Origin of the sequence: Streptomyces venezuelae (assembly GCF_008642355.1) — a bacterium.
GTDB classification, from domain to species: domain Bacteria; phylum Actinomycetota; class Actinomycetes; order Streptomycetales; family Streptomycetaceae; genus Streptomyces; species Streptomyces venezuelae_B.
The window spans coordinates 3,290,929-3,311,869 of the sequence record NZ_CP029193.1; the positions used below are offsets into that span (position 1 = coordinate 3,290,929).

The following is a 20,941-nucleotide window of genomic DNA, read 5'->3' on the forward strand; positions in this document are numbered from 1 at the left end:
CGGGCCGTGATCGGCTTCCGGTCGGTTCGAGTCCGTTTCGGGCTGGTCATGGGCGTCATGCTGGGGAAATCCTGGGCTGACTCTGGGCGGGAAACTACCTCTCACCTGCACAAACACAACGGCCCCTGGCGCTGCGCCAGGGGCCGTTTGCACCCCATCCAGTCGGCCACGTCGTTCTCGGGGGACGCCCGCGTACAGCAGCCGCGATCCGTACGTTGGGGAACAACAGGCGCTCCGGCCCCCACACACCGTGGTTCTTGATGTGTCGCCGAAGCTCGAAGGCAACGTTGGGCGGGAGTGGCACCACGCGGCCGGGCTCTTCTTCGTCGCGGGCCTTGATGTGCCACCGCTGTAGCGCGCTGTCCTTGCCGGACTCCGTTTCGCCGTCCTCCGCGATCTGGAAGTCAACGCGCAGAACCTCGGCTTTGAAGTCGATCTGATCCCGAGAGACGGCCATGGCCTCACCGATACGGAGCCCGCAACCGGCCATCAGCCACAGCATCGCGCGGTACCGGGGTGGGGCGCCGTCGAGCGCAGCCAGAACTTCTCGCGTCGTGAGCCACCGGCCACCGTTTGCACGATCCGCAGTGACACGGGATGCCGCAGCCGTGAGGGAGGGAAGCAGCCGCACACCCGGATGGCCACGTGGCCCATGCGTGACCGGCGGGGCGAGGAAGGCCCCGAGGGGGTTGTTTTCCCGGTCATGGGGAAACGCTGGGGAAGCACCCCACAGAGGGGGTGTCTCCCCAGGTCAGAGCCGTGTGCGCTGTAAAGCACACAGATCTGCGAGGGCACGAACCAGGTCCAGCACATCGTGATGGCCAGGAACCTGCCGTAGCCCCTGACGGAGGCGCCCCTGACGGGGCGCCTCCGTCTCAGCCGTCCAGCTGCTCCAGCGTCGCGATCGACGGGCCCCTGCGGGACTGCTCGTCGCGCGCCACGTCCTCCGCCGCGCCGAGCACCCGTACCGCGTTCCGCCACGTCAGCTTCGCGAGGTCGGACCGGGACCAGCCGCGGTCGATGAGCTCCGCGATCAGGTTCGGGTAGCCCGCCACGTCGTCGAGGCCCGACGGGGTGAACGCCGTGCCGTCGTAGTCGCCGCCGATGCCGATGTGGTCGACGCCCGCGACCTCGCGCATGTGGTCGAGGTGGTCGGCGACCGTCGCGGCGGTGGCGATCGGGCGCGGGTTGGACGCCTCGAAGGCCTCGTGGACCTTCATCGCCTCGGGCCGCGTGTCCAGGTGGTGGAATCCGTTGGCCCGCATGTTGTCGTCGGCGGCCTGCGTCCAGTCGACCGCCGCCTGGAGGACGAACTTCGGGACGAAGGTCGCCATCGCCACGCCGCCGTTGGCGGGCAACCGCTCCAGGACGTCGTCCGGGATGTTGCGCGGGTGGTCGCAGACCGCCCGCGACGACGAGTGGGAGAAGATCACCGGCGCCGTCGACGTGTCCAGCGCCGCCCGCATCGTCGTCGCCGCGACGTGCGAGAGGTCCACGAGCATGCCGACGCGGTTCATCTCGCGTACGACCTCGTGACCGAAGGGCGAGAGCCCGCCGACGCCCGGCTCGTCCGTCGCCGAGTCCGCCCACGCGATGTTGTCGTTGTGCGTGAGCGTCATGTAGCGGACGCCGAGCGTGTGCAACGCCCGCAGCGTGGCGAGGGAGTTGTTGATGGAGTGCCCGCCCTCGGCGCCCATCAGGGAGGCGATGCGGCCCTCGGCGCGGACCTTCTCCATGTCCGCCGCCGTCAGTGCGCGGCCCAGGTCCGCCGGGTAGCGGGTGAGCAACTGGTCGACGCAGTCGATCTGTTCGAGCGTGGCGCTGACCGCCGCGTCGCCCGTCAGGTCCGTGCGCACGTACACCGACCAGAACTGCGCGCCGACGCCGCCCGCGCGCAGCCGGGCTATGTCCGTGTGCAGGCTGCCCCGCTGGTCCGTCGCGATGTCGAGCTCGCCGATGTCGTAGCCGGCCTTCTCGCGCAGGGCCCACGGCAGGTCGTTGTGGCCGTCGACGACGGGGAAGTCGGCGAGGAGGGCGCGTGCTTCGGCGAGGGAGTCGCGGGAGTCGAGTGATGTCATGCGATCACTTTCCCGAGCCGAAGCCGAATCCGGAACCCGCTCCCTCGACCTTGGCCCGCAGCCGCTTGCCCTTCTCCGTGGCCTGGTCGTTCAGCTCCTGCTGGAACTCCCGCATGCGGCCGAGGAGTTCGGGGTCGTGCGCGGCGAGCATGCGGGCCGCGAGCAGGCCCGCGTTGCGCGCGCCGCCGACGGAGACCGTCGCGACCGGGACGCCCGCGGGCATCTGCACGATGGACAGGAGGCTGTCCATGCCGTCCAGGTACTTGAGCGGTACGGGGACGCCGATCACGGGGAGCGGGGTCACCGACGCGAGCATGCCGGGCAGGTGGGCGGCGCCGCCCGCGCCGGCGATGATCGCCTTGAGGCCGCGGTCCGCGGCCTGCTCGCCGTACGCGATCATCTCGTGCGGCATGCGGTGCGCGGAGACGACGTCGACCTCGAAGGGGACCTCGAACTCGTCGAGTGCCTTGGCGGCGCCCTCCATCACCGGCCAGTCGGAGTCCGAGCCCATGACGATGCCAACAACGGGTGCACTCATTCGGTGATCGTTCCTCTGAGGTAGCCGGCCGCGTGCCGGGCGCGGTCGAGGACCTCGTCCAGATCGTCGCCGTAGGTGTTCACGTGACCGACCTTGCGGCCGGGCTTCACGTCCTTGCCGTACATGTGGATCTTGAGCTGCGGGTCGCGGGCCATGCAGTGCAGGTACGCGGCGTACATGTCGGGGTAGTCCCCGCCCAGCACGTTGGCCATCACGGTCCACTTGGCGCGCGGGCGCGGGTCGCCGAGCGGCAGGTCGAGCACGGCGCGGACGTGGTTGGCGAACTGCGAGGTGATCGCGCCATCCTGCGTCCAGTGGCCGGAGTTGTGCGGGCGCATCGCCAGTTCGTTGACGAGGATGCGGCCGTCGCGGGTCTCGAACAGCTCGACGGCGAGGTGCCCGACGACGCCGAGTTCCTTGGCGATGCGCAGCGCGAGTTCCTGTGCCTGGCCCGCGAGGTCCTCGGAGAGGCCGGGCGCCGGGGCGATCACCGTGTCGCAGACGCCGTCGACCTGCTGGGACTCGACGACGGGGTAGGCGACGGCCTGGCCGTGCGGCGAGCGGACGACGTTCGCCGCCAGTTCCCGCGCGAAGTCGACCTTCTCCTCGGCGAGGACGGGGACACCGGCCCGGAAGGGGTCTTCGGCGTCCTCGACGGAACGTACGAACCACACCCCCTTTCCGTCGTAGCCGCCCCGCACCGTCTTCAGGATCACGGGGAAGCCGTCGCCGCCGTCCGCGGCGCCCTCGGCCGCGAAGGCGGCCACGTCGGCCGGGTCCTTCACGATCCGGTGGCGCGGGCAGGGCACGCCGATCTCCGTGAGCTTCGCGCGCATGACGCCCTTGTCCTGGGCGTGCACCAACGCGTCGGGCCCCGGACGGACGGGGATGCCGTCCGCCTCCAGGGCCCGTAGATGCTCGGTGGGTACGTGTTCGTGATCGAAGGTGATCACGTCGCAGCCCCGCGCGAACGCGCGCAGCGTGTCCAGGTCGCGACAGTCGCCGATGACGACGTCGCCGACGACCTGCGCCGCGGAATCCTGCGGGGTGTCACTGAGGAGCTTGAATTTAAGGCCGAGGGGGATGCCCGCCTCGTGGGTCATGCGGGCGAGCTGACCGCCGCCGACCATGCCGACTACCGGGAACGTCACGCCCCCAGGGTATCGGCCGGTATCGGCCACCGCGGAACGGCCGGATCCCGCACCCCGCGGCCCCGCCTGTCACAGCGGCGCCACAGTGTCCAGGCGCCCGCGAGCGCCCGCGGGGGCCGCTGGTTAGCATGGCTGGGTCGACACGACCGAAACACCAATCCGTCGGCACGTACACGACCGGCACGAACGACCGGTACGGAATCGACGGGGGCTGGGGCGACACCATGACGGAACGGGGCTCACTGCGCGTGCGGCTGGACAGGCTCGGGCGCGAGGTTGCCAAGTTCGGAGCCGTGGGGGCGGTCGGAACCCTGGTCAACTTCGGCGTCTTCAACCTGGTGCGGCACGTCACCGACCTCCACGTGGTGCGCGCGAGCGTGATCGCCACGGTCGTCGCCATCGCCTTCAACTACGTGGGCTTCCGCTACTTCACGTACAAGGACCGTGACAAGAGCGGTCGCACCAAGGAGCTCACGCTGTTCCTGCTGTTCAGCGGGGTCGGCCTGGTCATCGAGAACGGCGTGCTCTACGCGGCGACGTACTGGTTCGGCTGGGACAGCCGTCTCCAGTCCAACTTCTTCAAGTTCCTCGGCATGGGCATCGCGACGCTCTTCCGCTTCTGGTCGTACCGCAGCTGGGTGTTCAAGGCCCTGCCCGTGCGCGAGACGACGGTCGGGCATGCGGAATCGTTCCTGGAGGAGACCGAGACGAAGCCCGTGGTGCGCAGGCCCTAGCGGATCGTCTTGTCGTCCGCCTCGTGGTCCCGACTCCGCGACAGCGGCGTACGGGACAGGAAAAGCCCGAAGACCGGCGGCTGCGTCTGCAGCATCTCCAGGCGGCCGCCGTCCGCCTCGGCCAGATCCCGTGCCACCGCGAGGCCGATTCCCGTCGAGTTGCGGCCGCTGATCGTCCGCTCGAAAATGCGCGCCCCCAGATCGGCGGGGACACCGGGACCCTCGTCCGTGACCTCGATGACCGCCTGGTTGCCGGTGACGCGGGTACGCAGGGCGACCGTGCCGCCACCGTGCATCAGCGAGTTCTCGATCAGCGCGGCAAGGACCTGCGCCACGGCTCCGGGCGTGCCGACCGCCTCCAGGTGCCGCTTGCCCGAGCTGACGATGGCCCGGCCGACGCTGCGGTAGGCGGGGCGCCACTCCTCCAGCTGCTGCTTGACGACCTCGTCCAGGTCGAAGGCGACGGCGGATCCCGTACGCGGATCACGGGAGTTGGTCAGGAGCCGCTCCACGACGTCGGTGAGCCGCTCGACCTGCGCAAGGGCGATCGTCGCCTCCTCCTTCACCGTGTCCAGCTCATCGGTGACGGTGATCTCCTCCAGGCGCATGGAGAGCGCGGTCAGCGGGGTGCGCAGCTGGTGCGACGCGTCGGCGGCGAGGCGCCGCTCGGCGGTCAGCATCCTTCCGATGCGCTCCGCGGAGGAGTCGAGGACGTCGGCGACACGGTCCAGCTCCGGCACGCCGTACCGCTTGTGGCGGGGGCGGGGGTCGCCCGAGCCGAGGCGCTCCGCGGTCTCGGCGAGGTCGGTGAGCGGCGAGGCGAGGCGGTTGGCCTGCCGGACGGCGAGGAGGACGGCGGCGACGATGGCGAGCAGCGCGACGGCGGCGATGATCAGCAGGGTCCTGCCGACCTCGCGGGTCACGGCGGCCTTCGGCTCCTGGACGGTGACCTTCTCGCCCTGTTCGCCGGGGCGGGTGGCGCTGATGACCTGGCCGCCGGGGCGCTCGCCGATCTGGATGGGCTTGCGGCCGGGGATCTCGATGCGGGCGTACCGGTCGGAGGCGACCTGGTCGCGCAGGATGTCGCCGCTGATCTTCTCCTTGCTGATCAGCCGGCTGTCCACGATGCTCGCGAGCCGCAGCGCCTCGGAGTCGACGCGCTCCTGGGCGCTGCTGCTGATGGTCCTCGTCTCGACGATGACGAGGCTCACCCCGAAGACGGCGATCACCACGAGGACGACGGCGAGGGTGCTGTTGATCAGTCTGCGGCGCATGGCCCCAGTGTCCCGCGTGCGGGAGGCGTTTCAGGGGCCCGGGGAACTGCCCCCCCCATAAGGGGCCCCGTCAGCTCTTCTCGAAGCGGAAACCGACTCCCCGCACCGTCGCGATGTACCGCGGATTCGCCGCGTCGTCCCCGAGCTTCTTGCGCAGCCAGGAGATGTGCATGTCGAGGGTCTTCGTGGAAGACCACCACGTCGTGTCCCAGACCTCCCGCATCAGCTGGTCGCGCGTGACGACCCGGCCCGCGTCCCGCACCAGGACCCGCAGCAGGTCGAACTCCTTCGCGGTGAGCTGGAGCTCCTCGTCGCCCATCCACGCCCGGTGCGACTCGACGTCGATCCGCACGCCGTGCGTGGCCGGCGCCTCCTTGGGCTCGCTCGCCCCGCGCCGCAGCAGCGCCCGGACCCGGGCGAGGAGCTCGGCCAGCCGGAAGGGCTTGGTCACGTAGTCGTCGGCGCCCGCGTCCAGACCGACGACCGTGTCCACCTCGTCGGCGCGCGCGGTCAGGATCAGGATCGGCACCGTGAGCCCGTCGGCCCGGAGCCGGCGGGCGACCTCAAGGCCGTCCATGCCGGGCAGCCCCAGGTCGAGTACGACAAGGTCGACGCCGCCCTGCAGGCCTGCGTCGAGGGCGGTGGGGCCGTCCTCACGGACTTCGACCTCGTAACCCTCCCTGCGCAGGGCACGGGCCAGCGGCTCCGAGATGGACGCGTCGTCCTCGGCGAGCAGTACACGGGTCATGGAGTGATGGTAGTCCGCAGTGGACAACGTCAGGGAGGTGATCGCACAGTGTGGGGGCGCCCCTGCGGCTGTGGGAAGCGATTCTGTGAAACACCTTTGAATGTGTGCCGCTGGTTGCAGGGAAACCTGTGATCCATCTCTCAAGTCCTTCCATATGCATCCCTGCCGTGTCGTATGGTGACCCAACGCCTGATGCACTACTCAAGGACCTTTGGCCCGCTGTGCGCGCCTTAGGTCTCTTTTATGTGCGGGCCGGCTCCGGCCAGCCTTGAAAGGAATGACCTGTGGTCGGGCCCTGCGCGCGAGGATGCGCCAGGGTGTGGATCCCGGAGTCACCGCCCCTCGCCTCTTTCGCGGGGTGAACTCCCCCTGGGCGTGGGGGTGGGCGGCCATGACGACGGTGCCGACCGCCCCCCACCGGGCGCGCTCACGCTCCTGCCGCGCGCGTCCCGAACCCACGAGGATCGACCCATGGCGTCCAGCCTGACGAAGGACTCCGCCAGCACCCCTGGCTCCGAGAAGACCTTCTTCGGCCACCCCCGCGGACTGGCCACTCTCTTCATGACCGAGATGTGGGAGCGCTACAGCTTCTACGGCATGAAGGCACTTCTCCCGCTGTACCTGATCGCCCCCGGCGGCATGAACATGAGTGCCACGACGGCGACGGCGATCTACTCCGTCTACATGTCGATGGTGTATCTCCTCGCCATGCCCGGCGGCTGGATGGCGGACCGCTTCTGGGGTCCGCGCAAGACGGTCATCATCGGTGCGGCCGTCGTGATCCTCGGCCACATCACGCTCGCCCTGCCGAGCTCGGCCACCTTCTTCGCCGGCCTCGCGCTCGTCGCGCTCGGCTCCGGCCTCCTGAAGGCGAACATCTCCGTGATGGTCGGCCACCTCTACGACGGTCCGAAGGACCCGCGCCGTGACGGTGGCTTCACGCTCTTCTACATCGGCATCAACCTCGGCGCCTTCCTCGCCCCGCTGTCCATCGGCACGGTCGGCGAGAACGTCAACTGGCACCTCGGCTTCGCGCTCGCCGCGGTCGGCATGGCCCTGGGTCTCGCCCAGTTCATGATCGGCTCGCGTCACCTGAGCGCGCAGAGCAGCGTGGTCTCGCAGCCCGCGACGCCGCAGCAGCGCGCCTCGGCCCTGCGCAACGGCCTGATCTGGCTGATCGTCGCCGCCGCGCTCTACACGCTCATGGGTGTGACCGGCAACTTCGCCGACTGGGCCCTGATGCCGCTGATCATCGCGGGTCTGGTCATCCCGGTCACCGTCCTCGCCCGCATGAAGCGCGACAAGGAGCTCTCGCAGCTGGAGCAGTCCAAGCTGTCGGGCTACATCTGGTTCTTCGTGGTCGCCGCCGTCTTCTGGATGATCTACGACCAGAACGGCTCGACGCTGTCGATCTTCGGCAAGAGCTCGACGACGAACAACCTGCTCGGGTTCGACTTCCCGACCTCCTGGTACCAGTCGCTGAACCCGATCTTCATCATGGCGCTGGCCCCCGTGGTCGCCTCGGCGTGGCTGTGGCTGAACAAGCGGGGCAAGGAGCCGAGCACGGCCGTCAAGTTCGCCTCCAGCCTCACGCTGATCGGCATCTCCTTCGCGGTCTTCCTCATCCCGCTGATCGACACCGCCAACAACGGCGGCCGCGTCAGCCCGATGTGGCTGGTCTCGATCTACTTCATCCAGACCGTCGGCGAGCTCTGCCTCTCCCCGGTCGGCCTGTCGCTCACGACCAAGATGGCCCCGGAGAAGTACAGCGCCCAGATGATGGGTGTCTGGTTCCTCGCGGTCACCGCGGGCGACTCGGTGACGGGTCTGCTGACCTCGCCGCAGCTGGGCGTGGACCTGAACAATTCGGGGGCGGTCGCCGTCGAGGCGATCATCGCCGTCCTGGCGGGCTTCGGTATCTGGACGTCCCGCAAGAAGGTCAAGGAACTCATGGGTTCGGTCAACTGACCCAGGCGTCTTGACCCGGGTGCTTGACCCGGTTGTCTTGAGGAAGGGCCGCTGCTCGGTGAGCAGCGGCCCTTCCGTATTCCCGTGGAAGGGTGCGAACAGAGGAACGTTCTGCCACCCGCACAGGTGGTGCGCGGGGGTTGTGCGGGAACGGGACTTCCACGGGGTGCAACATCTCGCCATGCACGCCATGCGTCGTACGTTGCTCGCTCTGGCCCTCTGCGGGACGCTGCTGTCGTCCGGTGCCGCCGCCGAGGCGGCCCCCGAGCCGCCGCACGGGCAGCTCTTCCGCTACGGGGGACACCCCCGCCAGAACATCACGGTGTACGGGGACGGCGGCACCCCGCTCGTCATCGTGCACGGCGGCTACTGGTCGAAGGACACCGACTGGAGCGGCTGGGCGCGGTGGTTCGCGGCGCGCGGGTTCACCGTGTACGACACCGACTACCGCCTCACCTCGGACGCGGTCTGGCCCGCGCAGCGCGACGACGTCCTCGCGGCGCTGCACTGGGTCCAGCGGCGGGAGGACGGGCGGCGCCCCCTCGTGCTCGGCTCGTCGGCGGGCGGGCACCTCGCGCTGCAGGCGGGTGCCTACGGGGCGGGGTGGGCGCGGACGCGGGGCGTGGTCGCGCTGTCGCCGGTGGCGTCGCCCCAGCGGGCGTGGCGCGACGGCGGGAGGCAGGGGGCGTCCGCGGAGCGGCGGGCGCTGCGGAGGGCCGCGGTGCGGCTCGCGGACTGCGTGCCGGGGGACGGGGCGGGGCGGGCGTGCCGGGCGCGGTGGACGGATCTGTCGGTCTCGTCCCACGCGTCGGGCGCGGACGACGCGCCGCTCCTCCTCATCCACTCCGCGGGGGACTTCGTGCCGCGCACGCACTCCTCGGAGCTGGCGGGCGCGGAGCGGGGCGCGGGCCTGGGTGACATCACGGTCCGCACGGTGTCGGGGTCCGCGCACGGGGGCCCGCTGCTGCGGGGCGCGGGGATGGCGCAGTCGGTCCTGCGGTGGTTGCGCGGACACGCGTAACCGGCGTAACGGAAGCACCGCTCAGAAGACCCCGTCACCGGCGAGGTTCCGCAGCGTGCGCCGCAGGGTGTTCTCGAGCGAGCGGGCGGTCTCCTTCGCCCGGTCCGTCCCGGCGTAGATCGAGTTCATGTACAGGCCGGTGTCGGTGCGGAAGAGCCAGAAGCTGTACCAGTACGAGCCTTCCATCCACACGTGCATCCGCGCGTCGCGCGCTCTGTGCCGCTCGGCCCCGGGGGAACGGCGGAAGTCGAGGTAGGAGAACCAGTTCACCGAGTACGGCCAGTAGTGGTGGGCGCAGTACTCGTCGGGGGCCAGCAGTTCCCAGGCCCGCACGAACGGCACGTCGATGTGCTGCCGCATGTCGTCGAGGGCGGCGCGCACATGGGCCATGACGGCGCCGAAGCTCTGTCCTTCGCCCACCGGGAACGCGATGGGCATGGTGTTCACGAACCAGCCCATGGTGTGGGCGTAGGGCCCGCTGCCGCGGTCGCTGACCGGCATGAGGCTCCGGTGGACGTCGGGCCCGCCCTCCTTGCGCACGGCCACTCCCACGGCGGCAAGCAGCCCCATGTGCACCTTCCCGCCGACGTCCTGGCACGCGTTCTCCAGCCCCTTCATCTCCTCGGCGGTGAGGAGGGGCGTGGTCTCGTTGACGGCCGGGTACATGCGGCCGGGCTCGACACCCATGTCCAGCGGGAAGCGCGGAAAGAAACTCCCTGTCCCTTCGATGAACGCCTTCCACCGCTCCAGGCGCGGATCGCCGGCGTGCAGGGTGGCGTTGCGGTCGCGCTGTTCGTGGCTGAAGGCCAGGTAGCTCCCGGTCTCGGGGAGGGCGGGGGTACGTCCGGCCGCGTACGCGAGGTAGGCCTCGGCGATGTCGTGCACGCCGACCGGCATGGACAGGCCGTCGGCCACGACGTGGTCGCAGGTGAACCACACGGTGGCGGAGTCGTCCCGGATGACGGCGCCGAGCCGGATCATGGGCCAGGCGAGCGGGTCGACCCCCCGGAAGATCTGGTGCAGCAGGTCGCGCACGGCGGACGGCGACTCCGCGTACCCGTGGTCGACCTGCCTCGACTCGACGTGTTCCGGGGCCAGGACGCCGCAGGACAGGCCACCGGTGAGCTGCCGGAACGTGCTGCGCAGCACGTCGTGGCGCCGTACGAAGTACAGCAGGGCGGCGCCGAGCGCCTCGCGGTCGACCGGGCCGGGGAGCTCGAACGTCGCGGCGATGTACATGGCGAGGGAGTCATCGGCGGCGTGGGCCTCACGGGCGACGCTGACGTGCTTCTCCTGGTTGAAGCTGGTGACTCCGCTCGGCCGCGTGCCGGCTGCCGCCGCGGCCATCCGCCACTCGTACATGTGCCCCGGGGCGAACTCCACGTCCTCGACGTTTACCTGGATCACTGCGGCGCTTCCCTATCGCTGTCGGCGGTGCGCCTCCGGGGCAACGCCCCCGGCCACGACGGTCGTTCGCGCACGCCAGACCCAACGAACCGTTGGGGGGCCAGACAACGGGATCGAATGCTCTGGGCGGGGGCGGTCAAGGGGTGCGGGCAGTTGCGGGTTGCGCGCGCAGATCCCCGCGCCCCCAGGGAGCCCCCGCCCAAGTCGGCGTCTACACAACGGCTGCCGCGCCGGGGCGCGGGGAAGAACCGCCGCGTCAGCGCAGGCGGCCCCGGCGCCGCCCGGGGAGGAACGTGAAGACCGCTCCGCCCAGAAGGATCACCGTGCCGGCCACCAACCCGAGCGCCCGCAACGTCCCGTTGTCGTCCGCCCCCGTCTCGGCGAGGCCGCCGCCCGACGCGGAGCCCCCTGCCGTACCCCCCGCGGTCGAGCCACCCGTCCCGGAGGAGCCCCCCGCCGCCCCACCCGGCTGCGCGGCGGTGTCGAGTTCCAGGGAGACCTCCGCCTTCGCGGGCGTGCACGTCGTCGTCGTGCCCAGCGCCTTCACCGTCAGGACACCCGGCGACAGCGTGGATGTGCCGTCCGCCCCCGGCTTGTACGTCCCGGTGAGGTCAGGAATCGTCATCGGGTCGCCCGACTTGATCGGCTCCTTGTTGGCCGGTCCCTCCACGTGCACCGTGCCCTTGTCCGCCCCGCCCAGCGCGACCTCCATCGACGGTTTCACGGAGTCCGCGGGGATGTCCGCCGGACTGTCCATCACCGCCTTCTTGAACTGCACGGTCAGCCCGTAACTCCCGCCGTCCTTCTTCGCGTTGATCTGGACCGGCGACGTCGCTTCCTTGTCGCCGATGGGCGTCTTGCACTTGTACGGGGTCTGGACCTCCTTGCCGGGGAAGTCGGTCTGCCCGCCGCCCCCGCCGGTGGAACCGCTGGTGGAGCCGCCGGAAGTCCCCTCCGTCGTACCGCCGGATGACGATCCACCCGACGACGCACCGCCCGAACCGCCCCCCGCCGCCGTCACCTTGATTGTCGCGCCCACCCCCACCTGCTCCTTGGGCGTGCACTTCGTGTCGGTCGAGATCGGCTTGTTGACGTTGATGTTGTACGCGTCCGGCGTCAGCGTCACCTCGCCCGCCGCCGTCAGCTTCAGCTTGCCCTTCATGTCGGAGAGGACCATGGGGCTGTTCTTCTTGATGGGCGGGTTCTTGCGCTCACCCGTCACCTTCAGGTCGCCCGTACGGCCCCCGCCCAGCTTGATCGTGCCGGTCGGCTGCACCGTGTTCTCGCCGAGGTCCAGGACGTCCGGGTTCTTGGACGCGGCCTGCGTCGTCTTCCACACGACGTCGACCTCGTCGCCCACCCTCGCCGTCGCGGGCGCGGTGATCTCGACCTGGGTCGTGCCCTGCACGGGCGGCAGGTTGGAGATGGGCGGCGGGACGCACTCCGTCTTGTAGGCGACCGCGGCGGCCGCGGCGGTGTGCGCGGGCCCCGCGGTCAGCAGGACTCCCGCTCCGCCCAGCAGGAGCGCGACCGAGGCCGCGCCCGCTCTCCGTCGTTGCGTGATCACGTGGTTCCCTTCGTCGGACTGTCGTCGGACGGTGCGGAGAGCCGGCCTGCGGGTGCGCCGGGGTCTGTGTCGGGGGTGAACCAGGGCAGGGAGGCGGTGGCGGAGCCGGGGGCGGCGGCCGACGACTCACCCGAGCCGCCCGAGCCGACCCTGGCCCCCGCGCCGCTCGGCCCACCCGCGCCGTGCGCCCCCGTGGAGTTCCTGTCCCTGCCAGGTGTACGCGCCGCGTGCGACGCCCGTCCCCGCCCCTTCCCGTCCGCGTCGACCGCTCCCTGCGGCAGCCTCAACCGCGGCAAGCGGCGCGCCAGTTCCGCGAAGCGGGCACCGCGGGGGCGGGCGCCCGACCGGGACGTTCCGCGCCGGTTCGGCCGGAGCCGGTCCACGACCGCCATGCCGACACGGAAGACGGCCGCGGGCACGACGACGCACAGCAGGATCCAGAAGAGCGTCACCCCCCACGGCCGCCCCACGCCCCACGGCTGTTCGGCGAGGACCTTCCCGCCGAACTTCAGCGAGACCAGGTAGTCCCCGTGCGCCCCCGCCGAAAGCTCCACCGGCAGCTTGATCCGCGCCTTCTCACCGGGAGCGATCGTGCCGCGCCACTGCTGCTCCTCCCACTGCGGCGCGAACACGCCGTGGGACGTGCCGACCTGGAAGACGGGGTCCTTCACCGGCGCCGAGCCGACGTTGCCGACAGTGAACTCGAGCGTGCGCTGCGGCGGTGCGCCGAACCAGGTCAGCACCCCGCCGGCCCCCTCAAGCGCCGTGTCCGTGAGGACGGAGAGCCTGCCGCCGTTCGCCTGCGCGGGCAGCGGCTTCACGGGGTGGCCCGCGACCTTCAGTACCGCGTCGACCTGCTGTTTCTCACCGGTCACCGTCGCCACGTGGACGACACAGGGGCAGGGCTCGGGCGGCTCGGCGACGGGAAGCTTCCTGCTGAAGGCGCCGTCGTCGTCCGTGGTGACGGCACGGCCCTCGGAGTTGGCGCACGAGTTCGTGCCGCCGACGACGCCCTTGCCGGGGGCCGACTGACCGCAGACGAGCATCATCAGGAGCGCGCCGGACCGCCACCCGGCGCCCTTGACGGTGACGGAACCGCCCTTGCCCGCCTGGGACGCCGAGAGCTCCACGGTGGGCTTGGTGGGCTCGGTGAGCTTGTCCGCGGCAGCGGACGCGGTCGCGGTCGCGGTCGCCTGGGGCACCAGCGTGAGCCCGAGAAGGACGAGGGCGGCGAGGACAGCCACAGCACCCCGCACCACGCCCGCTCGCGCATCCACCCGCACCCCCGGGCCGGACCTGTTCGTACCGTTCACAGTTCCTCTCCCGTCCCCGATCGCGCCAACTCCCGTTTTGCGCAAGCCCGTTCACCGACGCCCGCCACCCCCGGCGCCTCTGCGTCCCGCCGCCCCCGTACGCGTACGAGATGAAGCGCCCCGCCCACCGCCGCGAGCAGCAGCACTCCCCCGCCCGCCACCGCGCCCCATGGCACGAAGCGGGCCGAGGCCGTGGCGGTGTCGCGGGCGCCGCCCGCCGCCGTGGCCGTCAGCTCGACGTCGACCGAGTCGAGCGCGGGGGCGTCCGGCCACGGCTCGGCCAGGGACACGCGGCGGCCGGGCAGCAGCTCGACCGGGAGCGTGCGCGCGGGGCGGTCGAGGAGGGTGCCGAGGACACCGTCCGCGTGCACGGCGAGCTTCGGGGTCAGCACGGTGTTGCCGCGGTTGACCAGGTCGTACGAGATGGTGCCCGCGTCGGTGTCGACGTCGACGCGTTCGACGGTGAGCGCGGAGAGCGTCGGCCCGTCGACCCGCAGGTCGACGCGTACGCCGACCGTGCGGCCGCCGCCGCTCGCGACGATGGCCCCCGGGTGGTCGCCGGGCATGGCGTTCGTGGGGACGGTGAGGGTGAACGGCACTTCGGCGCGGGTGCGGGGCGGCACCTCGACCTGCCGTTTCGCGAAGCTGATCCACGCCCCGGTGTCCTTCGGCGTGCCCTTGGCGGGCGTGACGGAGAGAGCCCCGGAGCCGGTGTTGCGGGCGTCCGCACCGCGGAGGGTGACCGTGCGCGGCTTCGGGCCGGGGTTGGTGACGGAGAGGGTGTCCTGGAGCACGGCTCCGGGGGTGCCCTCCGCGTAGAAAGAGGGCCGTCCGTCCTTCGCGGGCCGGGTGCCGCCGCCGGACGAGGGCGCGGCGGACCACGTGGCGGGGCCACGACCGTCCTCCTCCCGTCCACCACCGTCCGCGTGTGCGGGCCCGGCACCGACGGCCGCCGCCATCAGCGCCAGGACAGCCGCGCACACCGCGCCTCGCACGGAAAACGTCATCGGCGGCTCCTGATCTTCGTACGGGACCTGGCTCGCGTACTCGTCCGAGGGCCTACCGCGAGCGCGCCGCCTGGTTCCTGCGCGTCAGCCACAGCGCCCCGGCCGCTCCCGCGAGCAGCACCGTGCCGCCGAGGGTGCCGAGTGCGACGGCGGAGTCGGCGGGGCCGGTCTGCGGGAGTTCGCCGCCGCCGGAGGGCGCGCTGTCGGAGCCGCCCGTGGTGCCGGAGCCCCCCGACGCGCCACTGCCACTCGCATCGGACCCCCCGGAGCCCCCGGACCCCTCGGAGCCGCCGGCTCCCTTGACGTCCAGTTCGAGCGACGGCTTGGGATTGTTGGAGGGCGTGCACGTCGTGGTCGTGCCGAGCGCCTTGATCGTGAGGACACCGGCGGTGAACGTGACCTTGCCGCTCTTCTTGGGCGTGTACGTACCCGACAGGTCGCTGATCTTGATGGGCGTGTTCGCGGGGATGGCCTCGGCGTTCGTCGCGCCGGACACCGGGACCGTGCCGCTCTCCGCGCCGCCCAGCTTGATCACCGCGCTTGGCTTCATCGCGCCCTTGCCGAGCTCGACGGGGCTGGAGGAGACGCCTTTCTGGAAGGACATGGTGAGCTTGTAGGCGCTGCCGCTCTTGACGCTCTTGATGTCGATCGGCGAGACGGCGCTCTTGTCGCCGATCGGCGTCTTGCACTGGTAGTTGACGTCCTGGACGGTGGCCTGCGCGGCGGGGGCGGCCAGCAGCACCGCTGAGCCGCCGGCCAGGACGGTGGCGAGCGCGAGCGCGGCCGGTTTTTTCGTGTGCGACACCTCGTTTGTCCCCTCATGCCGGTCGTGGCGTGCCGCGGTGCGGAGTGACGGGTGTTACTGACGGCACATCAGATTGGGCGCTCAAGGTACGCCGGGGACCTTGACGAGGGAAGACAAAAGACGCGCCGGATCCGTGATGATCCGGCGCGTGTACTGACGAGTAGCAGCCGAGTGCTGACCGTGGGTAACGGTGTGGGGCGAGGCCGCGGTCTACGCGGGCGCCCCCACCTCCGCCCAGACCGTCTTGCCCGCGGCTCCCGGGTTGCGGACGACGCCCCAGTCCAGGCAGAGCCGCTGCACGATGAACATGCCGTGTCCGCCGGGCCGCCCGGCGCGGTGCGGGGTGCGCGGCGCGGGCTGTCCCGTGCCGCGGTCGGAGACCTCGATGCGCAGCACCTTGCCGTCGGAGGACAGACGGAGCTCGTCGGGGCCTTCGGCGTGCAGGCAGGCGTTGGTGACCAGCTCCGAGACGACGAGGAGCACGTCCTCGGCGGCCGCCCGCCGGTCGGCGCTCTCCGCGGGGAGCCAGCCCCACGCGTGCAGCGCCTCGCGCGTGTAGTCGCGGGCGAGCGGGACGATGCCGCTCGCGCCATTCAGGCTGAGCCTGCGGACCTGCCGGGCGGCGGGCGTGCCTGAGGCCCGCTCCGCGGGAGCGTCCGCGACTGCGGCCTCGGACTCCGGGCCGCGGTCGCCCGGCGAATAAGGCCGGGTGGTGCTCATCAGCGCTTCACCTCACCGACAGGAGGACTGGACTGGGGACATCGGCTGACATCGGCTGCTGCTTGCCGTTCTGACTGTTGACTCTGCGGATCGCTGACTACGGGATCCAGGTCTCTCCTGCCCGGACGAACCGTGTGAACACCCACTAGTTCGGCACGGTTCTTGTGACGCTGGTAACGCCATGATCACACAGAGGCAACTGACACATAACTTTCGCGTGTGACCAGGACATTTTCTCGTACGACCGCTTCTGAGTCACTCTCCGAGGGCCGCTTCGAGGGTGTCGTGGACGGTGAAGACCGCCTCCGCGCCGGTGATCTCGAAGACCCTGGCGACCACCGGGAGCATCCCGGCGAGATGAACACCGCCGCCGGCGGCCTCGGCCTTGAGCCGGGCGCCGAGGAGCACGTTGAGTCCCGTGGAATCACAGAACTCAAGACGTGAGCAGTCGACGACAAGCCGTGCGTAGCCCTCTGACAGGCAGTTTTCGAGTGGTTCGCGCAACACGTCGGCGGTGTGGTGATCCAACTCACCCGCCGGGGTCACGACGGCACTCGCGCCCACCTTCCGGACTTCGACCAGAAGCCGGCCCCTGTGTGCGCTGCCGACCGTCCCGCGGTCCATGCCGTCTCTCTCTTCCGACCGTCGTTGCTGTTGATGACGCCCCTGAACATTACGCCCTCCTGGCGCTCCGGGGTACCCGAACATCCCCCCGAAATCGGACATTTAGCCTCAGAACGCACTTGCGACCGGAGCGCGGAAGCGGGTAGGGGTAGAAGAGACATCAATCGACACGGACGGCTTTGGAGGCGCCGCACACCGCAGTGCACGTATTGGCATCGGCAGCCATATGCCGAGAACGATGGAGGACACCATGTCACCCCGGCTCGACGAATCGCATACTGACCAGGCGACGTCGACACTCCCGCCGCACCGCTCCGCCACCGGGATCCCGGCCCCCGCCCAAGAGTCCGTCCCGACTCAGGGTGCCCACGAAATCGCCGAGGACACCTACGAAGGCCTCGACGGTCTCCCCGAGATCCCGCCGTACGCCGAAGTGGCGCCGCTGGACGCGAGGGCCCTGTCCAAGACTCTCTTCGAGCGCCTCGAATCCCTCGAAGAAGGCACACACGAATACGCGTACGTCCGCAACACGCTGGTCGAACTGAACCTCGCCCTGGTGAAGTTCGCCGCCTCCCGGTTCCGCTCCCGCAGCGAGCCCATGGAGGACATCATCCAGGTCGGCACGATCGGCCTCATCAAGGCCATCGACCGCTTCGAGCTCAGCCGTGGCGTCGAGTTCCCCACCTTCGCGATGCCGACGATCGTCGGTGAGATCAAGCGCTTCTTCCGCGACACCAGCTGGTCGGTGCGCGTCCCGCGCCGACTCCAGGAACTCCGACTGGACCTCGCCAAGGCGGGCGACGAACTCGCCCAGCAGTTCGATCGCGCCCCCACGGTGGGCGAGCTCGCCGAGCGCCTGGGCATCTCCAACGAAGAAGTCGTCGAGGGGATGGCCGCGTCCAACGCCTACACGGCCAGCTCCCTGGACGCGCAGCCCGAGGAGGACGACTCCGAAGGCGCGCTCGCGGATCGGATCGGTTACGAGGACCACGGCCTCGAAGGCATCGAGTACATCGAGTCGCTGAAGCCGCTGATCGCCGAACTCCCCCCGCGCGACCGCAAGATCCTCTCCCTCCGATTCGTCGCCAACATGACGCAGTCGGAGATCGGCGAGGAGCTCGGCATCTCGCAGATGCACGTCTCGCGACTGTTGTCGCGCACTCTCGTCAAGCTCCGCAAGGGACTGACGGTCGAGGAGTGAGGTGCCGCTGCGCTCGGCTCGAGCGCGCGAACACGGTTGTAGGGCCCGCCCCTTGAAGGGGCGGGCCCTACTGTCGTCCCGTCACCCGCTGGTGCCGAATGCGGCGTCGACCGCGGCCTCGGCGTGGAGCCTGGTGGTCGGGAACACGGGCACAGGGCTGTGCTCCTGCCCGATCAGCAGCTCGATCTCGGTGCACCCGAGGATGACGCCCTGAGCACCTCTGTCGACCAGGCGGCGGATCACCTCTTGGTACGCGGCACGGGACTCCTCCCGCACGACCCCGAGGCACAACTCCTCATAGATGACGCGGTGGACGAGACCCCGCCCGGCCTCGTCGGGCACGAGGACGTCCAGCCCGTGCGCGGAGAGCCGCTCCCGACAGAAGTCCTGCTCCATGGTGAACGCGGTCCCGAGCAGTCCGACGCGGGTGACCCCCGCCCGATGTACGGCCTCGGCGGTGGCGTCCCCGAGGTGCAGCAGCGGCACGGAGATCGCGGCCTGGACCTGGTCGGCGACCTTGTGCATGGTGTTGGTGCAGATGAGGACGAGATCGGCGCCGGCGGCCTCAACTCCCTTGGCGGCAGCGGCGAGCACGTCTCCGGCCCGCACCCACTCCCCCTGTACTTGCAGCCGCTCGATCTCGGCGAAGTCGACGGAGTAGAGCACGCACCGCGCGGAGTGAAGGCCGCCCAGCCGGTCCCGTACGAGTTCGTTGAGCAGTCGGTAGTACTCGGCGCTGGACTCCCAGCTCATGCCGCCGATGAGGCCGATGGTCTTCATGGGGTCAGGATGCCGTACCGGACGGGGCGCCCTCAGGCGGGCAGGAGGCGGTCCTCGGCGGCGCGGCAGTAGGGGCGGGTGAGGGGGCTATGGGTGACGTCGACCGTATGGTCCGCGGCGGCTTCCCTCGCGTAGGGGCTGCGCGGGAGACGGGGTGCGCCGTGTACGGGGCGAGGTCGGGCCGCTGTGAGCGGTGGCCGGGTTGTCGCCGCCGCCGCGGCGGCTCGTCGTGCGCCCGTGCCGGGGAGCAGCCAGGTCAGGAGCCGGTGCAGCACCTAGCCCTCCCCCAGTTCGCACCAGACGGTCTTGCGGTCCGCTTCTTGTTCCACGCCCCACCGCAGTGAGACCGCGTCGAGCAGGGCGAGGCCGCGTCCCGTCTCGTCGTCGCTGCCCGCGCTGCGGAGCAGGGGCCAGGCGCGGGGGTCCGGGTCGGTGACGGCCACGCGAATCCGCCCGTGGGCGGTAGTGAGGCGGACGGTCACGGGCGTTCCCTCGCCGAGGTGCCGGATCACGTTGCTGAGGAGCTCGCTGACGCAGAGCTGGACGTCGGGGAGGGGGCCGTAGGGGTGCGTGCGCAGAACCCGGCGGAGGTCGGGGATGGCTTTGGGGACGGCGAGGAGGTCGAGCTCGAAGTCGGGGGCGGGCAGGGAGGTGACGGTCGGGGCTGGGCCTGGGTCTTGCATGCGGGTACGCCTTCCGTGCGCTCTGTGACGGTTCGGTCACACAGTGGCGTGGGTCGGCGTAACGTGACAGGGGTTTCAGCTCCACAGTGCGAAGTGTGGAAGGCGGGCAACTGTGGCGGTACGCAAGGACATCGACGGCTCGGCGAGCGTGCCCGCCTTCTACGGCAAGGAGCTGCGCTGGAAACGGGAGGCGGCGGGGCGGACGCTTCAGGAGACGGTCGCGGGCAGCTTCTACGGGGCGTCGTATCTGAGTGAGATCGAGCGGGGCGAGCGCCGGATGCCGCTGGAAATGGCCCGCCATGTGGACCAGTTCCTGGGGACGGACGGGTTCTTCGAACGGCGGTGCGCGGACGTGCACAAGGCCCGGAAGGGCGCGCACGCGGCGTACTTCGTGCAGGTCCTGGAAGCGGAACCGCGGGCGCGGACCATCGAGGAGTGGAACAACGCGCTCATCCCGGGGTTGTTGCAGACCGGGGCGTACGCACGGGCGGTCATCCACTCGACGCACCCACTGGACCTTCCGGAGGAAGTCGACGCGAAGATCGACGCTCGGTTGCAGCGGGCCAAGCTCTTCGACGACCCGAAGAAACCGGAGTACTGGACGATCCTGCACGAGTCCCTGCTGCGGGAGCCGATTCTGCCACCGGAGGAGATGGCTGAGCAGCTCGACCACGTCGCAGCGTTGGCTAAACGCCGTCGCATCGTTCCACAGATTCTCTTGTGGAACGCTCCAACCCGTCCCTTCATGGGGTTGCCGCTGAAGTTCATGGAGTTCGACGACGCGCCTCCGCTCATGTACACGGAAGGCCCGTACCACGGACAGTGTGTGGACGATCCGGCCCTCGTGAAGCCGTACCGGAAGACATACGATCGGCTCAGGGCCGCCGCACTGCCGCCGGAGGCGTCCCTCGCCATGATCGAGGATGCGGCTGAGGAATACCGAAATGGCAAGCCACGACGTTGACTTGAGCACCGCCGTGTGGCGCAAGAGCAGCCACAGCAACGGCGACGGCGGTGATTGTGTAGAGGTCGCCGAACGCTTTCCCGGCGCCGCCCGCTGGCGCAAGAGCAGCAACGGCACTGGCGGCGACTGCGTCGAAGTCACCGTTGGCCTCCCCGACCTCATCCCTGTCCGCGACTCCAAGAACCCGCACGGTCCCGCCCTCGTGATCCCGGCAACCGCCTGGACCCTCTTCGTCGAGGCGGTCACAAAGGGGGAGCTGGCGGGTTAAGGCCTGTCACCGCAGACGGATCGTCTCGGGCGGCTCCTCACAAAGCCGCAGGTCAGGTGGCCGGTCCATCACGCCGGCACCGAGCCAGCT

General features: G+C 70.3%; 21 protein-coding genes. 6 read left to right on the plus strand and 15 right to left on the minus strand.

What is annotated here, in order from left to right:
- Window positions 1–875: 875 nt before the first annotated feature.
- The 3 genes from DEJ47_RS15175 to DEJ47_RS15185 are packed head-to-tail and all read right to left on the minus strand — an operon-like array spanning window position 876 to window position 3,767.
- A complete protein-coding gene (locus DEJ47_RS15175; protein ID WP_150168674.1) occupies window positions 876–2,078 on the minus strand; it encodes a dipeptidase in 1,203 nt (400 codons plus the stop codon).
- Between the two features lie 4 nt (window positions 2,079–2,082).
- Window positions 2,083–2,616, minus strand: coding sequence for a 5-(carboxyamino)imidazole ribonucleotide mutase (gene purE / locus DEJ47_RS15180; RefSeq protein ID WP_150168676.1), 534 nt, complete (start codon window positions 2,614–2,616; stop codon window positions 2,083–2,085).
- Complete coding sequence (locus tag DEJ47_RS15185) at window positions 2,613–3,767, minus strand: 5-(carboxyamino)imidazole ribonucleotide synthase (protein ID WP_150168678.1); 1,155 nt, start codon at window positions 3,765–3,767, stop codon at window positions 2,613–2,615. Before DEJ47_RS15185 ends, purE begins: the two co-directional genes overlap by 4 nt.
- Window positions 3,768–3,991: 224 nt before the next feature.
- On the opposite strand from DEJ47_RS15185, the gene DEJ47_RS15190 reads away from it, so the two are divergent.
- Window positions 3,992–4,501 carry a GtrA family protein gene (locus DEJ47_RS15190; protein ID WP_150175649.1) on the plus strand — a complete coding sequence of 170 codons (510 nt, stop codon included), beginning with the start codon at window positions 3,992–3,994 and terminating at the stop codon, window positions 4,499–4,501.
- Here the strand turns inward: DEJ47_RS15190 and DEJ47_RS15195 are convergent.
- Entirely contained in the window at window positions 4,498–5,775 is a 1,278-nt protein-coding gene (locus DEJ47_RS15195; RefSeq protein WP_150168680.1) for an ATP-binding protein, read from the minus strand. The two genes, DEJ47_RS15190 and DEJ47_RS15195, sit on opposite strands and share 4 nt — an antisense overlap.
- 70 nt (window positions 5,776–5,845) lie before the next feature.
- Window positions 5,846–6,523: a response regulator transcription factor gene (locus DEJ47_RS15200; RefSeq protein WP_150168682.1), complete on the minus strand. Its 678-nt coding sequence runs from the start codon at window positions 6,521–6,523 to the stop codon at window positions 5,846–5,848.
- A gap of 471 nt (window positions 6,524–6,994) precedes the next feature.
- Between DEJ47_RS15200 and DEJ47_RS15205 the strand changes: the two genes are divergently transcribed.
- Both DEJ47_RS15205 and DEJ47_RS15210 read left to right on the plus strand, forming a co-directional pair.
- Window positions 6,995–8,491: a peptide MFS transporter gene (locus DEJ47_RS15205; protein WP_150168684.1), complete on the plus strand. Its 1,497-nt coding sequence runs from the start codon at window positions 6,995–6,997 to the stop codon at window positions 8,489–8,491.
- A 181-nt stretch (window positions 8,492–8,672) separates the two neighbouring features.
- The gene (locus DEJ47_RS15210; RefSeq protein WP_150168686.1) at window positions 8,673–9,512 is read left to right on the plus strand and encodes an alpha/beta hydrolase; all 840 of its coding nucleotides are present in this window, start codon (window positions 8,673–8,675) and stop codon (window positions 9,510–9,512) included.
- Between the two features lie 21 nt (window positions 9,513–9,533).
- Here the strand turns inward: DEJ47_RS15210 and DEJ47_RS15215 are convergent, their stop codons facing one another.
- From DEJ47_RS15215 to DEJ47_RS15245, 7 genes are all read right to left on the minus strand, one after another.
- Window positions 9,534–10,919, minus strand: a complete 1,386-nt coding sequence (locus DEJ47_RS15215; protein WP_150168688.1) for a condensation domain-containing protein — start codon at window positions 10,917–10,919, stop codon at window positions 9,534–9,536.
- Between the two features lie 256 nt (window positions 10,920–11,175).
- Window positions 11,176–12,486 (minus strand): hypothetical protein, encoded by a 1,311-nt coding sequence (locus DEJ47_RS15220; RefSeq protein WP_398339017.1) that lies wholly within the window; start codon window positions 12,484–12,486, stop codon window positions 11,176–11,178.
- On the minus strand, window positions 12,483–13,730 hold the full coding sequence (locus tag DEJ47_RS15225) for a hypothetical protein (protein ID WP_223828366.1): 1,248 nt from the start codon (window positions 13,728–13,730) through the stop codon (window positions 12,483–12,485). Before DEJ47_RS15225 ends, DEJ47_RS15220 begins: the two co-directional genes overlap by 4 nt.
- A 65-nt stretch (window positions 13,731–13,795) precedes the next feature.
- Window positions 13,796–14,806 (minus strand): hypothetical protein, encoded by a 1,011-nt coding sequence (locus tag DEJ47_RS15230; RefSeq protein WP_190415428.1) that lies wholly within the window; start codon window positions 14,804–14,806, stop codon window positions 13,796–13,798.
- Between the two features lie 52 nt (window positions 14,807–14,858).
- A complete protein-coding gene (locus tag DEJ47_RS15235; protein ID WP_150168690.1) occupies window positions 14,859–15,611 on the minus strand; it encodes an LPXTG cell wall anchor domain-containing protein in 753 nt (250 codons plus the stop codon).
- 210 nt (window positions 15,612–15,821) lie between these two features.
- A complete protein-coding gene (locus DEJ47_RS15240) occupies window positions 15,822–16,331 on the minus strand; it encodes an ATP-binding protein (RefSeq protein ID WP_150168692.1) in 510 nt (169 codons plus the stop codon).
- Between the two features lie 255 nt (window positions 16,332–16,586).
- Entirely contained in the window at window positions 16,587–16,955 is a 369-nt protein-coding gene (locus DEJ47_RS15245; protein ID WP_150168694.1) for an STAS domain-containing protein, read from the minus strand.
- Between the two features lie 250 nt (window positions 16,956–17,205).
- On the opposite strand from DEJ47_RS15245, the gene DEJ47_RS15250 reads away from it, so the two are divergent.
- A complete protein-coding gene (locus DEJ47_RS15250; protein WP_150168707.1) occupies window positions 17,206–18,156 on the plus strand; it encodes an RNA polymerase sigma factor SigF in 951 nt (316 codons plus the stop codon).
- An 81-nt stretch (window positions 18,157–18,237) separates the two neighbouring features.
- On the opposite strand, the gene DEJ47_RS15255 is transcribed toward DEJ47_RS15250, so the two are convergent.
- Genes DEJ47_RS15255 through DEJ47_RS15265 form a run of 3 tightly spaced genes read right to left on the minus strand, consistent with a single transcriptional unit; the run spans window position 18,238 to window position 19,619 of the window.
- Window positions 18,238–18,936 (minus strand): aspartate/glutamate racemase family protein, encoded by a 699-nt coding sequence (locus DEJ47_RS15255; protein WP_150168709.1) that lies wholly within the window; start codon window positions 18,934–18,936, stop codon window positions 18,238–18,240.
- A 32-nt stretch (window positions 18,937–18,968) separates the two neighbouring features.
- Window positions 18,969–19,211 (minus strand): hypothetical protein, encoded by a 243-nt coding sequence (locus DEJ47_RS15260; protein ID WP_150168711.1) that lies wholly within the window; start codon window positions 19,209–19,211, stop codon window positions 18,969–18,971.
- Window positions 19,212–19,619, minus strand: coding sequence for an ATP-binding protein (locus tag DEJ47_RS15265; protein WP_150168713.1), 408 nt, complete (start codon window positions 19,617–19,619; stop codon window positions 19,212–19,214). It lies immediately after the preceding gene.
- 112 nt (window positions 19,620–19,731) lie between these two features.
- Between DEJ47_RS15265 and DEJ47_RS15270 the strand changes: the two genes are divergently transcribed.
- Together DEJ47_RS15270 and DEJ47_RS15275 are read left to right on the plus strand one after the other, a co-directional pair.
- Window positions 19,732–20,583: a helix-turn-helix domain-containing protein gene (locus DEJ47_RS15270; protein WP_150168715.1), complete on the plus strand. Its 852-nt coding sequence runs from the start codon at window positions 19,732–19,734 to the stop codon at window positions 20,581–20,583.
- Window positions 20,564–20,851 (plus strand): DUF397 domain-containing protein, encoded by a 288-nt coding sequence (locus tag DEJ47_RS15275; RefSeq protein ID WP_150168717.1) that lies wholly within the window; start codon window positions 20,564–20,566, stop codon window positions 20,849–20,851. Before DEJ47_RS15270 ends, DEJ47_RS15275 begins: the two co-directional genes overlap by 20 nt.
- The last annotated feature ends 90 nt before the right edge of the window (window positions 20,852–20,941 follow it).

Excerpts from the sequence above, each read along its gene's own strand:
- DEJ47_RS15265 (WP_150168713.1), bottom strand. The coding sequence starts at position 19,619 with ATGCAAGACCCAGGCCCAGCCCCGACCGTCACCTCCCTGCCCGCCCCC.
- DEJ47_RS15230 (WP_190415428.1), bottom strand. The coding sequence starts at position 14,806 with ATGACGTTTTCCGTGCGAGGCGCGGTGTGCGCGGCTGTCCTGGCGCTG.
- DEJ47_RS15255 (WP_150168709.1), bottom strand. The coding sequence starts at position 18,936 with ATGAAGACCATCGGCCTCATCGGCGGCATGAGCTGGGAGTCCAGCGCC.
- DEJ47_RS15210 (WP_150168686.1), top strand. The coding sequence starts at position 8,673 with ATGCACGCCATGCGTCGTACGTTGCTCGCTCTGGCCCTCTGCGGGACG.
- DEJ47_RS15240 (WP_150168692.1), bottom strand. The coding sequence starts at position 16,331 with ATGAGCACCACCCGGCCTTATTCGCCGGGCGACCGCGGCCCGGAGTCC.
- DEJ47_RS15195 (WP_150168680.1), bottom strand. The coding sequence starts at position 5,775 with ATGCGCCGCAGACTGATCAACAGCACCCTCGCCGTCGTCCTCGTGGTG.
- DEJ47_RS15275 (WP_150168717.1), top strand. The coding sequence starts at position 20,564 with ATGGCAAGCCACGACGTTGACTTGAGCACCGCCGTGTGGCGCAAGAGC.
- DEJ47_RS15190 (WP_150175649.1), top strand. The coding sequence starts at position 3,992 with ATGACGGAACGGGGCTCACTGCGCGTGCGGCTGGACAGGCTCGGGCGC.
- DEJ47_RS15200 (WP_150168682.1), bottom strand. The coding sequence starts at position 6,523 with ATGACCCGTGTACTGCTCGCCGAGGACGACGCGTCCATCTCGGAGCCG.
- purE (WP_150168676.1), bottom strand. The coding sequence starts at position 2,616 with ATGAGTGCACCCGTTGTTGGCATCGTCATGGGCTCGGACTCCGACTGG.
- DEJ47_RS15250 (WP_150168707.1), top strand. The coding sequence starts at position 17,206 with ATGTCACCCCGGCTCGACGAATCGCATACTGACCAGGCGACGTCGACA.
- DEJ47_RS15205 (WP_150168684.1), top strand. The coding sequence starts at position 6,995 with ATGGCGTCCAGCCTGACGAAGGACTCCGCCAGCACCCCTGGCTCCGAG.
- DEJ47_RS15245 (WP_150168694.1), bottom strand. The coding sequence starts at position 16,955 with ATGGACCGCGGGACGGTCGGCAGCGCACACAGGGGCCGGCTTCTGGTC.
- DEJ47_RS15175 (WP_150168674.1), bottom strand. The coding sequence starts at position 2,078 with ATGACATCACTCGACTCCCGCGACTCCCTCGCCGAAGCACGCGCCCTC.